Source organism: Cytobacillus oceanisediminis 2691, from assembly GCF_000294775.2.
Classification (GTDB): Bacteria; Bacillota; Bacilli; order Bacillales; family Cytobacillaceae; genus Cytobacillus; species Cytobacillus pseudoceanisediminis.
In genome coordinates this window covers 85,497-99,282 of record NZ_CP015507.1, presented here as the reverse complement: position 1 = coordinate 99,282, position 13,786 = coordinate 85,497, and the positions used below count along the sequence as shown (strand labels likewise).

The window sequence follows — 13,786 nt, the reverse complement described above, 5'->3', positions numbered from 1 at the left end:
AAGAGTTCACTGTGAACACATCTTGTCTTTACCCTTAGCTGTAACAAAGATAGGTATATTTCATTTTTAACTTTCTTCAATTTAAAAAGACCTGGTAACATAACCAAGTCTTTAAATTGTTCTTATTAAAATAACATGAAGAATTAAAGCTTAAAAAGTCTTTTAATCTTATCAATTAGACGATTACTCTTTTGAACATGCTTTTTTACAGACTCTTGATCATTATTTATAACTTCTTGAATGGCAGTTTTTGATATTGATCCTGCCCAAACTATCTTATCATTTGTAATAAAGTAATGTGATTGACAAGGGTGACTCCAATTTCCTATAGATGGGGAAAGTGATACCGTTTCGCCGTCATATGTTAATTTCCATCTCGATGGTGAAAGCGAAGTGACAATGTTAGCTCCGCATCCACACGCACATTTATGTTTCGCGATATCATACTCAATCGAAATATATAATACATTTTGTTCAATTTCTGATGGGATAAACTCAACAAATTTATGTTGCATGACTTACAGCTTCTTCATCAAGAATGAATGTTGAATGATAAATTGTTTCATCGCTAAGATAAAAACCAAACATCTTCTTCCATGTAACTATACCCATTACAGCATTTAGAGCATTCAACTCCGAAATTTGAATGTTTTGAGCATACACATCATCATCTGCTGCTTGTCCCATTGCAATTTTATTCAATGATGAGCTATTGTCAGGGGTAATCAGTGTTTTTCTAACGGTTCCCCTAATGGAATCTCCTACAACTGTTAGCCCTATGCCCAAGTCAACAAACGGAATATTAGTCTTGGTAAGATATTCAGTAATAATCCTTTTAGGTTCTGCTAGGTCCAGAGCAAGAAAAACAAAATCATGTTCACCTAACATATGCACATTTGACTCATCAAGATACTCCTCATGTGCAATGATGCCATTTCTTAGTTGATCATACTTACTCTTAAGAAATGCAACTTTACTTGGTTTTTGCTGAAGCTCATCTATAGCTACTGCACCCGGCATTCTAAAGACATTATGATTGAATAAAGTATCACCGTCAAAGAGAGAAATCTGTTTTACCGGTGTTTTGCTAACAAAATCCAAAATAAATGATCCTGTGCCTCCTAATCCTACAATCGCAATTTTCTGTTCCTTAAATTTATTGGCAATATGAGATAAACCTGCTCTGGCTGTATTGGTATCAGGATACAGAAATACACTTTCGTTGTTATAGTCCTCAAAATCAAAGTTCTGTGCTGTTACGCTTGAATCGATGGACTTTGCTGGGGCAGATAACAGGTTTGCGTACTTTAGAATTTTTGTATAGAAATCCGGATATTGACCGCTTGGTGGTTTTGCCGAGAAATAGTAATTTCCCACAATATCTTGATTTAAAGGATAATGCGACTGTGAATTTACGTATGATTTGTCTTCGTTTCCAAATTGATCGCAAGGATGCTCCCCTGCGAATCGAACTGTGTGATCTTGGGGAGCTACTGTATTTAATCCAGATAGCGTCAAAGGACAAAAAATTGTCCCAAACAGGACTTTTTTATCCTTGTTAACATAAGGAATTCCTTTTACGACAAGATTATCTTTTACGAATGATACGTTATATCCTTCATCAACCAACCTTTTCAAATCTTGATTATGATCTATTAGTTGAGTCGACATTTATCCTCATTCCTTCCTTCATCTTTATTGAATCTCCGAAGGAATAATCCCGGCTGTGTTTTTCACCTTTATCGTTTTTTAGCGTAGACACCATAGTGTATGATTTTTGTGAATCATCGTAGCTTCCATATGCAAGAGTAACTATCTCTTGAAAGGAATAATCTCTTTTCTCAACTTCCTTTGGTTCACCGTTAATAATGACAGTAAAATTTTTTTTCATTTTGCTTGCTCCTTCTCAATTTATTAGAAGAAAGAAGCTCCACTTTTTAGAAGATATGAATTTGATTTACATCAAAATTTACGATATAATTTAACCGACTAAAGTTTTTATTTCATATCTTTCTAAGGTGGAAAAGCTATTTTTAGCTTCTTTCCACTTTTTTCATTATATGAATTTTTATTCAAAAATACTAACAATTTTACTTTTTTTTCATTAATTGTTCGTGTTTAGTCAATAAAAGATCCGTTGATGATCTTGAATGTTGGTGTAATATCGATTCCAATAGTTTTTAAAGCTTCGTGAAGAAATAGTAAACATAGAACAAAACCGGTTAGTTTCTTTACTACATTCTCATACAAAACAGTCATTTACCAAATCACCCCTTTAAATTGTAAAATACTGCTTGTTTTTTGATCCATAAATCGACTGGTAAAGGCTTTTATTTTATCCAATTTCCATTACTACGCCAATACGACCATTTCCTGTTTTTCCTTCGTTTCCATGTTTCTCACCTTCTTCTATGACCCGTTTTCAATTTCAAAATTGAAGTCCTCTTTTTAAAAAAGCCTGCTATTTAAAACAAGCTTTTGTAAACAAATTGTCTTCCGCCTTCAGGCATCTGTATCTCTTCCCGTGCAATCAAACGTTTTTCATATAATTTTGAAAGTTGAGTGCTTGCGGTATTAATCTGTTTGTCAAATGCATCCACAACATCTCTGGCAGTAACTTCTTTTCTCGTATACACAAATTCTAGAATTTGCTTTAATGATCCCTTAGATCCACCGAGATAGCCTAGTATGGAGAAGGAATCCTCCTCTTTCGCCATAATACATAACTGTTCGATGTTTAACGTACTATCAATGTTATAGGCATGATCATGTACTTCTTCTGGACTTAAATTTACTAGATAAATATATTTCTCAACTTTTTTATCTATAAATTCACTAATAAGCCACTTTAATGGTTTAGCGATTACTTCGTCGATACCAGATCCATTCGTATCCCCAATATAAGACATGTCCAATACAAAGACTGTATTTATTTCTGCGTCATTCATCTTATTCATTATTGACTCTTTGAGATTTTTTAGTTGAGTACGATTTAATAATTGAATAGGTTTTTCATGAATTCTTAATAGTAATTCAGTTTTCATGTTTTTCGCCCTCTCGATTTCAATTTCAATTTTGAAATCTATAATGTTATTAAAAACTATTGTTTAAAGCCTGTCAATACTATAATTTACTTTTATGGAAAAAAAGGTTCCAAATGAAGTTTTGCCTTCTAAAGTAGGATTTACTTCATCCTTTGTAATTTCATATACAGAATTATTAGTTCGTAATGCAACTGATGCTTCAGACCACCTGAAAGCTCTTTGTTTTATATCCATTAATCCTTTACCACGATCTTCTTCACTAAGTCTAGAAGCTTTGGTAGTGATGGCCGCTTTTACGATATCATGAGGAGAATTTTCGGATAAAACATCTTTTAAACTATTGTAAATTCCTTCTCCACGATCCGCGACTGCTATTTCTATTTCGTTTTCATCTTCATTGTTTTTTACTGCAATGAAACAACTAGAATTTGTATGATCAATCACATTGTTGCCCAACTCAGTAATAAAAGATTGAATATCTGAAATACGATTCCCCTTTAGACCTTTGTTTTTAAAAATCCTTTTAATCAATGTACTTATTTCTACAATTTGAGGGTGGGTTGTTGCTACTCTAATCTCTAGCAATTTATCCTCTAGGCTATTACGGTGTCGATTATACAAGGTTGTCATATCCTTTTGTTCTTCAAATTGTTCTTTTACATTTTTACTGCAGACTTTAAAGAAATTCATTCGTTCCATATATTTAATAGGACTGATATTAAAAGGAGCGACAATACCAACTTCAAAATGGTCTTCAAGATAATCTAGCACTGACAAAAGTCCGGTGAAGCCAATAGGCGTAATATACCTCAATCTCTTCATATTTAAGGTTACAGCAGCACGTGAGTTTAATTGATCAACTACTTCCATTGTTTTATTTAGCAATTGATGAATGTCATCTATTGTTGATAATGTTCTATTTATCATTATTTCCATCTACATCAAACGCCGCCTTTAGCCTTTAGCTTTTTGTTCCAATAATTATATCACGAGTTGATAATCTGGTTAATATTTCTCATAAAATTCGGGTTAAATATTGAACCAGCCCCCAATTTAAAACATATCTAAGTAGTTGAGCTATTTTACAACCCTACCTTAGTAACACGTATGGAACTGTCGTATTTGGCTTGTTCATACTGCCCAATAATTAAAACTTACTTATTTAATATTAGCAACGAGATTGTTAAAGATTTTGTTATTATACAAATTCCTTAATATTGATACACAGTATTAGTCAAGAATGCATAAAGCAGTTTACCCTGGAAAAAGCATGGCCAATCTCTTGTCCAGAGATTACCTCAATAAGGTCCTTGCTCGCAACACCAAGCTTATTTTGTTTGGCCAAAAGTGTCAACAATGCACATAAAGCAACTTAAGCTAGGCAAACTCTTAGGAGATTTCCACAATACTAACTCTATGCTGAACATTAAATCCTTTATTTTGCAAAAAGATGATGATAAAACACTTCTTTTATTAGTACAATACACCCCGGAGAAATCGGATTTTTTATTAGAACGACTATCCGGGATATATTCTTATCTCACTCATTAGTACCCTAGTGTAGAACTTCGTCCTTTAGAATTGGTTTTACACTTTCTTCAAGTTTATGAACCCAAGTAACCCCGTAACTATATAATTACCTTTGCCCAGTTTTCTCCCTATAGGTATGTACTTAAATACTATTCAGCATAATCCACCTAATACTCCCGGAAATGAATTACCCTTAAATCTACCCCTTTAACTCTTGTTTCAGGATCTCTAATCTCCATATAACCAGATGGGTAGACAAAAAGTATCTTGTAGACTTTATCTTTATGTATCACTCTATAATTCTTCATAACTCCTCCATGTTTGTTATCAAGGTCTTATGTCTTTTTTTTCATTATACTATTGATAGCCAAGTGACTTTCGTATGGACGAGTAAAATTTCATGATCAACTTCCAATGTGCTCATAAATCTATAGAATGATTAGGTGAATATTCGAAAATTATAAAGAGGATTACTGGGTACCAGAAGGATTATTACCTGGAGAAAATATGTTAATAAAACTACTTGAAATAAAAAAGACGGTTGAGATATTTCTTAAATAAGAAGAACCCACAAATTGTATCGTTAAGGTGGATTTTGTGTCGAGCTTGTAAATGTTACGGATATTCAAAAAATAAATGATGATGAAGCCCCTCTCGATTGAGGAAAGCTTCTTCATCTATTCATTTTTTATGTTTATTATGTTCAAAATTAATAAGCTGGTACTTTACAAGCTGCTTAAATGTCGATATTTTTATCAGCATTTCCATAAGTAGGTGTTATCCGGAAAGTAATGTATCAACCCCTAGCTGTTTCCTTTTTACTCTATGAAGCAAGAGTTTACTAAAAAAAGGATTCCAGAGAGAAGGAATCCTTTTTAAACCATTCGCATGGTTATAACTTCACGCGTTACATATTTATATGTGTTTCAAGTAAATTAGCATGTTTGAATAGAAAACCTTATCATTTTAAAATAAAACAATAACGATTATCCTACCAGCCCCATTAAATATACAACTGTAAAAATGAATACCCATACAACATCAATAAAATGCCAGTATAAGCTTGCTATATAAAATTTTGGAGCATTGTATAGGTTTAATCCACGTCTCGCATTTCTAACCATGAGAGTCACAATCCATAGAAGTCCAAAAGCAACGTGTGCACCGTGGAAACCAACTAGTACATAAAATGCAGAGCCGAATGCACTGCTTGTAAAAGTATGTCCCTTATGAAAATACTCTGTAAACTCGTAAATTTCCAATCCTAAAAATGCAACACCTAAAAGAACCGTAATCCCAAGCCATAATTGCATTTTCTTAAAATTAAAATTTTTCATATGATACATTGCACAAACACTTGTAAGTGAGCTAACTAGTAAAAGCATAGTCGCAACAAAAACTATTTCCATGCTGAAAAGCTCATTTGTCAAAGGGTGGTCCCCATTTGGAACCTTGTTTTTTAAAGCAAGATACGTTGCAAAGAGGGAGGCAAAAAGAACTGTCTCTCCACCTAAGAAAAACCAGAAACCTAAAAATTTATTTTTTGCTTCAAGCGTAGCTCTTTCAGGCGAAGTTGGCCATGTTTCCAATGTGAATTTCTCTTCAGTTTGCATAATATAAATTCCTCCCCTATTACTTCAAATATTTTAATTTTGATTAGTCTACCTTCTTAGCTGAGAAATTTTACTTCTTTTATGTCCCGAGCATTTATAATGCATATTAGGCCGTTTGAAAATTACACCTTACGCATATGAGTGTAGACCTGCTATAATTAGATTTACGAAAATCAAATTGAAGATAATAATTCCGAATCCGATAACTCCAAGCCAAGCTGATTTCTGACCGTGCCAGCCCTTAGAGAGACGCAAGTGTAAATACACTGCATAAAATAACCATGTAATTAATGCCCATACCTCTTTTGGATCCCATCCCCAGAAACGAGTCCACGCAATTTGAGCCCATATCATCGCAAAAACAAGAGCGCCTAGAGTGAATATTGGAAAACCTATTGTAACCGATCTATACCCAATTTCATCGACTAAATCAAGGTTGACATTCTTCGTTAATGGCTGTATAGCAGCTGAGATTCTTTTTCTTAAAATCAGTCTTAGCGACCCGTATAAAAGTAAACCAGTAACAACTGACCAGATGACTGTATTTAGTCTTCCTGCTGCAATGATTGCAGGCACCTCAACAAACGCTTCCATTTTACCTTTTGTAAGTAATTCACCTTGATTTGGCCCTATAATAGAAGGCAGATTATATATCATTTCAACCTCTTGATCATTTTTATTAACCCATTTATAGACTGCTTCATACTCCATCCCTCTGAAAATGCTTGTAATTACTACAAAAGAAAGAGTCGCCACAATCGTGTACATGATAACCTCAAGCCCAAAAGTCCCTTTTGAGCGTTGCGTCTGATCAACAGAACGAAGTAAATAAATGATCCCTGCAATGAAACTGCTAGCCAAAATAGCCGAACCTAGTGCAGTGGTTGTTACGTGGATAGCAAGCCAATCGCTTTGCAGCGCTGGTATTAATGGGGAAATGTCTCTCGGAAACATACTCCCATATGCAATGATCAATAATGTGATTGGTAAAGTAAATAAACCCAATATAGCTGCCTTATATATAAGGTAAAGAATTATGAATGCCAAGACCATCATCATGCTAAAAGCTGTAATAAATTCAAACATATTACTAACAGGAGCTTGTCCAGAAGCGACCCATCGAGTAATAAAATATCCCAAGTGAGAAGCAAAGGCTACTATAGTGACCGTTATTGCAACTTTTGCCCATTGACTTGGGTTTTCGTATTGTTTTCTCTTATCTCTAATGGCTCCTCCAAATAATAGTGTTGCCAATAGATATAGGTAGAATGCTAGGTATAATAGGTTACTGCTAAGAGCTACCATCTTTATCTCCTCTACTACATTTTTTCGATTATTTGATCGGAAAGTTATTGTATGCAATTTTTTTAATGGAAAAAGTAGGTTTAAGTACCTGCCTAAATCTGTATTTAATTAAAAATGCTTTACCACTTTTTCTGGTATGTCTTCGGAAACTACTAACAAGAGAGCTTTCTCTACAACACATGTATGTCCATATTTTAGTGAATTTTTAATATGAAATCTTCATGTTTTCTTCTTAATTCAATATATTTCTCCACCTCAAAAAAATAAATAATAAAGTGAATAATTTAATTTCGGAGAATTTTAGGATTTTCATAAAGCCATTTCTCGAGATGAAAGCAAAATACTGGGTAAGAGAAATAACCGGCCTGTATTATTTGTGGAAAAAGTACAAATAGGTGTTTTACTCTTGTGAACTTGCCAAAACTAACCTACAACTAATAGTTCTATCAAAGCAAAAGAAAAAGGCTTTTTAATTCTATTGGTTAACACCCTTTCTTTACAGATGACATAAGTATAGATTATGAATTTGCAAAAACTGTGGAGATTTTTAGATAAAAACAAAAAGGAACCTAAAAGGCTCCCTTCTGTTTAGTTTGTTTACCATTCATTTTATGGTTCAAATATTAATATATCCGAAATGTATGCAGTTTATGTGAAGAGTAAGAAAATAACATTTCTTTCTTTATAGCATGCTTATTTCATACACATTTTTCAAAATTAGTAAGTCAGACCCTACAATATCTATCGCTTCCCCTTTATGTTATACTTTTATTAATCAGATTACTTAACATATATCTCTAAGAAGCCTCTTTTTGGGTAATTTTTTTCTATATATATTTAAGGGATTTAGAAATACATGATATATTCAAGTAATTTTTTTAACTTGATTTTTTTACAATTCATATTTTTGCATTGAGATAATAGAATTCTTTATCGAAAGGAATGTTTCATCCTGTTTGCTTATTCACATCATGTTATGTCTCTACAGATCCAATCGTTTGTTAAGGAAAATTCACAATACAGTGTAGATACACCCACTTTTTCTTGGGCAAATATGAAACCTGACTTTATACCTAATCTTGCAAAACGGAAACATTATATAGAAGAATCTTTTGACTTTGTTGTAGATAAAATTCTATCACTCCTTAAGTTACCTTCTTACAACCTATTAGATAAAAACAAGCGAAAAAGAATTGATGTTGAAATGGGTATTATCTGCCATTTCCTCACAGACTTTTTTTGCGTCCCTCATAATCAGAGATGGGAATTTAAGCATCACATGATACCGCATGTGAAATATGAATCTATACTCGACCAAAAAGCAAAATCACTTAATATAGTAGAAAAATTAAAAATGCCGCTAATTTTGCATAACTCAAGAGAGAGTATTTCAGATTTTTTAAAAGAGCTTCTTGAAGAGTATGAACAGAAAAAAGATTATATGAGAGATGTTGTTTTTTCTGTGAATGTAAGTACAGCTATCTGCAGCTATATAATTAAAAGTATTATGTCAAATGATAAAATGTAAAATCGGTCAAAAAGAACCCCCATGTTAAGCTTTTAATGCTTACAAGGGGGTTCTTTTATAATGAGAGCGATTTATTAATTACAAGTAGGGTATTGGCCTGGATTATTAAGTAAATTATTTTATTTTGAAGCACTTGACGTTTCAAGGATTCCTTTCAAGTCCTTGTCATTGATCTTCACTTTAGCATCTTCAAATTCTTTTTTCATGACTTCTTCAATTTTAGAATTATCTAACTTAGATACCTTCAATTGATATTCAAGCTCTTTTTTCATAGATTCAAAGGACTCTTTCTCTTTCTTTTCAGTAACTTGAATAATATGGTAACCATTTTGAGTTTTTACCGGATCGCTAAATTTATTAACTTCAAGGGCATAAGCGGCCTCTTCAAATTCTGGAACCATTTTTCCCGATCCAAACCAACCTAGATCTCCACCGTTTTCCGCAGAACCTGGATCCTTTGAAAATTCTTTGGCTAAATCTTCGAACTTCTCTCCATCATCTAGCCTATTTTTGATATCTTTTGCAGTTTTTTCATCCTCTAAAAGGATATGGCGTGCTTTTATTTCAGGTTTATAGTTTTCATAACTATCCTTTAGTTCTTTATCTGTAACTTTTATATCTTTAATTGCCGCTTTTTCTACAAGAAGTTGTTCCTTAAGGATTTCTTTCAGTTCCTTTTCATCTTTAATATTATTTTGCATTAATAGTGCTTCAAAGTTTGATCCTGCCTGGTCCTTGATTTCCTTTACTTTTTTATCCAATTCCTCTTTTTCCACTTTATATTTATCTTCTAGGACTTTTTTGTATAACAGCTCCTGAAGGGCTTGCTCTCCGTACTTTTCTTTCATAGCGATGTAAAGGTCATCGCTGGAGATATTGCCTGCTTTTGTTTCTGCGATCACTTCCTCGTTATCGATTCCTTGTGAGCTGCTGCATGCACTAAGTCCAATAAGCAACCCAGCTGTTGATAAGGATATTAACAGTTTTTTCATATTGTCACTCCTAGTATGGTATTAATTTTTTTACGAAGATAATTCTGGTATATAAAGATAATTACCAAATCATAAAAAGTTATATTAAATTTTATCTTACAATTTAAATATGACGATTTTATGAATAAACTATAAATTAAATAAAATATTTTTGAATCTCATTATAATTAAATCTATGTAATATAATTGTTATGCTTCTTGCATGATTTCTGCAGATTTTTATACTATATTTTAACCCTAGGACACTTTTCACCCCTTAAAATATTTACAGCGAAGTTTCCTTTTATAAGGTACTTCGCTGTAAAAAACTAAATTAAAATTTAAGGAGATTTGGTATTGCTATATACAGTAATAGTTTGTCTGGTGTTATCAATACTTTCTGTTGGAGTTATATATATTTTTAAGAAAAAATCAGATAAAGAGCTTCAGGAACTAAATTTGCACAGCTATAAGGGTGAGAATAAAACCAAAAATTAAGTTGAGCATTCAGGAATAATAAAACGGGTGGAGCTAAGGCCTTCTACCCGTTTTATTTGTTCATTTCTTATTTACTCTTTTACTTTTAAAAGTCTCATAGAATTTAATACTACTATAAGCGTTGCACCCATGTCTGCAAAAATAGCCATCCACAGGGTCAGCCAGCCGGGAACGATTAAGACTAATGCAAGAAGTTTTAAACCTAACGCAAAGGTGATATTTTGTTTAATAATCCCTAGGGTTCTCCTGCTAAGCTCGATGGTATATGGAAGTTTATTTAAATCGTCAGCCATTAATGCAATGTCAGCAGTCTCTAATGCTGTATCTGTACCTGCTCCGCCCATCGCAATTCCAACTGTTGAGCTTGCTAAAGCTGGAGCATCGTTTATTCCATCCCCGACCATAGCGACTTTCCCGTGTTGTTCCCTTAATGAATTAATGGTACTTAATTTATCCTGAGGCATTAGTTCAGCTTTTACTTCGGTTAAACCAACCGAATTACCGATAGCCTGGCCAGTTGCCTTATTGTCACCTGTCAACATAATGGTTTTCTCTATACCAATATCGTGTAATTTTCGAATCACGTTTCGGCTGCTGTCCCTCAACTGATCTGCAACGGCAATCAGTCCGATGATAGTTGTCTCAGTTCCTAAGAGCATCACTGTTTTCCCTTGGGTCTGCAATCTTTTTATCTCTTCTTCAACAGAGGAGGTGAGGTGTATTATTTCTTTAAAGAGTTTGGGGCTTCCAATAAAATAACTTTCACCGTTCACCACTGCTTTTGCACCTTTTCCAGTTATTGATTGAAAATCTTCGGCCTTAAATTCATTTGAAAAAATCCCCATCTGTTCTGCCTTCCTGATGATAGCTGATGCTAAAGGATGCTGTGAAAATTTTTCGATGGCCATAGAAATCCCTACTAATTTTCTCTCGTCTATTTCACTTAAGACTTTAAGGTCTGTTACTTCTGGTGTTCCTTTTGTTAGGGTTCCAGTTTTGTCAAATGCAATGACTTTGATGCGTCCTGCTTCCTCAAGATAAATACCGCCTTTAATCAATACTCCCTTTTTGGCAGCATTTCCGATTGCAGTAACGATAGCAACCGGTGTTGAAATAACAAGTGCACATGGGCATCCGACAACAAGTACAGCTAACCCTCGATAAATCCATTCGGACCAGTCTCCTCCCATAAATAACGGTGGAATAATTGCGATTAAAAATGCGAGCGACATGATGGCCGGCGTATAGTACTTAGCGAATTTCTCCACAAATGCTTGAGATGGAGCGCGCTCTGCCTGTGCTTCTTCTACCAAGTGGATAATTTTCGCAATGGTAGTATCTTCAACTCGTTTAGTCACCTTAACTTCCAGTGAGCCTTCTTCGTTTAAAGTTCCTGCAAACACTTCGTCTCCAATAGTCTTAAGAACCGGAATAGATTCTCCTGTAATGGCTGCTTGATTAATGGAAGATTGGCCATTTACTACTTCTCCATCCATAGCTAGCTTTTGGCCTGGCTTAATGATCAGGATGTCGCCTACAACAATATCTTCAACATCCATTTCCATTTCTTGATTGTCCCTACGGATTAATGCCTTTTTAGGTGCAATGTCCATTAGAGAGCGGATAGATTGACGGGCTTTATCCATTGAATAACTTTCCAGTGCCTCGCTTACGGCGAATAAAAAGACAACAACAGCGCCTTCACTCCATTCCCCTATAAAAGCTGCACCTATAACAGCAATCGTCATAAGGGTTTTCATATCGAATTGAAGCTTAGTAAGGTTTTTGAGACCTTCTTTAATTAATCCAGAACCACCTACTAAAATGGATGCCGCAAAGATTGCAATTGTACTTATATGGCCCTCCCCAATGGTGTACAGGGAAAAGTATCCGGCAATTAGCAAAAGTAGTGACATCAGTGTTTTTTGATTTTCGCTTTTTTTCCAAAAAGACTCATTTTCTTGAACTACTCTCTGACGTTCAGGATACACCTTGATTCCGTCAAAGGATCCTGCCTGTTCTAGCTCCTGGATAGTCGCATCACCAAAAATGGTTATCTTTGATGCTCCGAAGTTTAATTGCACATCATTAACTGTTTCAATCTCCCGGATGTTTTTTTCAAATTTAGCTGCACAACTCGTACAGGAAAGACCTTGTAATCGATAGGTTTCCTTGCTACTTGCCAGTGCTTTCCCCATCTCCTTCACCTTCCTTTGAGTGTATTAAAGCAATAGAAACTAGTTGATGGACGTGCTCATCTGATAAAGAGTAAAATACCATCTTTCCCTCTTTCCGATATTTAGCCAAGCCCATTTTACGCAGTAAACGCAAATGGTGGGAAGCGGTGGCAGTACTGGATCCGATAATATTAGCCACATCACATACACACAATTCTTCTTCAAGTGTAAGTGCGTATGCAATCTTTATTCTTGTTGAATCGGATAGCGCCTTAAACAGTTGCTCTACTCCCATTATCTCATCTATCCGCCCGCTTACTCGGCTAACCTTTTCTTCATCGTAGCAAAACGTCTCACATGTATCTTGGGAAGATTTGTTCAATACTTTATCACTCATATTTGTCACCCTTTATTCAAATATTTGTTTGAATATGTTATATCGTTAGTCTATGCTGATTTAACAAATTTGTCAAAAATTTATTCAAATGTACTTTTGAATAATTATATTTACTCTGTTAAAATAAAGTTCGTTAATACTATTAGGAGGTTTCTTATGATTAAAAAGCTATTCTTAATTACCTTTATACTTTTTATCGTTTCTGTAAACAATGCCTTTGGGCATACAGGTTTAGAGAGCTCCAGTCCACAAGATGGAGAAGTCATTACAGCTGGACCAAATGACATAAAAATGACATTTGAAACAAAGGTTGAACAAGGGAGCACATTTGAAGTAACGAATGCAAATGGTGATTCGATTTCAATCGAGAACATCACTTTAAGCAATAATCAAATGACCGGAAGACTTTCAAACGATTTAGCTAACGGTGCTTATAAGGTTAATTGGAAGATAATTGGTGCAGATGGACATCCAATAGAAGGACAATTCTCATTTTCTGTAAACGCGCCAACAACGGTGGATCCTACTGAGGAAAATGAAGATAGCGGGCAAAAGAGCACAGAAAAAAATAAAGATGACTCAGATTCACTTAATGAAGAAGAAGTTCAAACAGGACAAGAGCAGACAAAGCCAAAAACTAATTGGATCCCTTCATTAATTGGAATTTTAATTATTGCAGTAATCGGAAGCTTTTTATGGATTATGAGAAAGGGAAAATAACAA

The 13,786-nt window shown here is 34.3% G+C and carries 13 protein-coding genes; 2 read left to right on the top strand and 11 right to left on the bottom strand.

Annotation, left to right across the window (positions count from 1 at the left end):
* Window positions 1-143 precede the first annotated feature (143 nt).
* The 8 genes from A361_RS27640 to ccsB all read right to left on the bottom strand — a co-directional run bounded on the left by A361_RS27640 (window position 144) and on the right by ccsB (window position 7,492).
* Window positions 144-515, bottom strand: coding sequence for a DUF6527 family protein (locus tag A361_RS27640; protein ID WP_019380943.1), 372 nt, complete (start codon window positions 513-515; stop codon window positions 144-146).
* A complete protein-coding gene (locus A361_RS27635) occupies window positions 505-1,671 on the bottom strand; it encodes a ThiF family adenylyltransferase (protein WP_019380944.1) in 1,167 nt (388 codons plus the stop codon). The genes A361_RS27640 and A361_RS27635 overlap by 11 nt, the downstream gene beginning before the upstream one ends.
* Window positions 1,646-1,891, bottom strand: coding sequence for a multiubiquitin domain-containing protein (locus tag A361_RS27630; protein ID WP_019380945.1), 246 nt, complete (start codon window positions 1,889-1,891; stop codon window positions 1,646-1,648). The genes A361_RS27635 and A361_RS27630 overlap by 26 nt, the downstream gene beginning before the upstream one ends.
* A 574-nt stretch (window positions 1,892-2,465) precedes the next feature.
* Window positions 2,466-3,044 carry a MarR family transcriptional regulator gene (locus A361_RS27625; protein ID WP_019380947.1) on the bottom strand — a complete coding sequence of 193 codons (579 nt, stop codon included), beginning with the start codon at window positions 3,042-3,044 and terminating at the stop codon, window positions 2,466-2,468.
* A 63-nt stretch (window positions 3,045-3,107) separates the two neighbouring features.
* On the bottom strand, window positions 3,108-3,971 hold the full coding sequence (locus A361_RS27620) for a hypothetical protein (RefSeq protein WP_157888622.1): 864 nt from the start codon (window positions 3,969-3,971) through the stop codon (window positions 3,108-3,110).
* A 770-nt stretch (window positions 3,972-4,741) separates the two neighbouring features.
* Window positions 4,742-4,882, bottom strand: coding sequence for a hypothetical protein (locus A361_RS30135; RefSeq protein ID WP_019380949.1), 141 nt, complete (start codon window positions 4,880-4,882; stop codon window positions 4,742-4,744).
* Window positions 4,883-5,560: 678 nt separating this feature from the next.
* A complete protein-coding gene (locus tag A361_RS27615; protein WP_019380950.1) occupies window positions 5,561-6,187 on the bottom strand; it encodes a cytochrome (ubi)quinol oxidase subunit III in 627 nt (208 codons plus the stop codon).
* Between the two features lie 129 nt (window positions 6,188-6,316).
* A complete protein-coding gene (ccsB, locus tag A361_RS27610) occupies window positions 6,317-7,492 on the bottom strand; it encodes a c-type cytochrome biogenesis protein CcsB (RefSeq protein WP_019380951.1) in 1,176 nt (391 codons plus the stop codon).
* Window positions 7,493-8,468: 976 nt separating this feature from the next.
* On the opposite strand from ccsB, the gene A361_RS27605 reads away from it, so the two are divergent.
* Window positions 8,469-9,020: a zinc dependent phospholipase C family protein gene (locus A361_RS27605; RefSeq protein WP_019380952.1), complete on the top strand. Its 552-nt coding sequence runs from the start codon at window positions 8,469-8,471 to the stop codon at window positions 9,018-9,020.
* A gap of 119 nt (window positions 9,021-9,139) precedes the next feature.
* Here the strand turns inward: A361_RS27605 and A361_RS27600 are convergent, their stop codons facing one another.
* The 3 genes from A361_RS27600 to A361_RS27590 form a co-directional block, all read right to left on the bottom strand.
* Window positions 9,140-10,012: a peptidylprolyl isomerase gene (locus tag A361_RS27600; protein WP_019380953.1), complete on the bottom strand. Its 873-nt coding sequence runs from the start codon at window positions 10,010-10,012 to the stop codon at window positions 9,140-9,142.
* A 548-nt stretch (window positions 10,013-10,560) separates the two neighbouring features.
* Window positions 10,561-12,687 carry a heavy metal translocating P-type ATPase gene (locus A361_RS27595; protein ID WP_019380955.1) on the bottom strand — a complete coding sequence of 709 codons (2,127 nt, stop codon included), beginning with the start codon at window positions 12,685-12,687 and terminating at the stop codon, window positions 10,561-10,563.
* Window positions 12,665-13,063 carry an ArsR/SmtB family transcription factor gene (locus A361_RS27590; RefSeq protein ID WP_019380956.1) on the bottom strand — a complete coding sequence of 133 codons (399 nt, stop codon included), beginning with the start codon at window positions 13,061-13,063 and terminating at the stop codon, window positions 12,665-12,667. Before A361_RS27590 ends, A361_RS27595 begins: the two co-directional genes overlap by 23 nt.
* Before the next feature lie 156 nt (window positions 13,064-13,219).
* Here A361_RS27590 and A361_RS27585 point away from each other — a divergent pair, with 156 nt between their 5' ends.
* Complete coding sequence (locus A361_RS27585) at window positions 13,220-13,783, top strand: copper resistance CopC family protein (protein WP_019380957.1); 564 nt, start codon at window positions 13,220-13,222, stop codon at window positions 13,781-13,783.
* Window positions 13,784-13,786 lie beyond the last annotated feature (3 nt).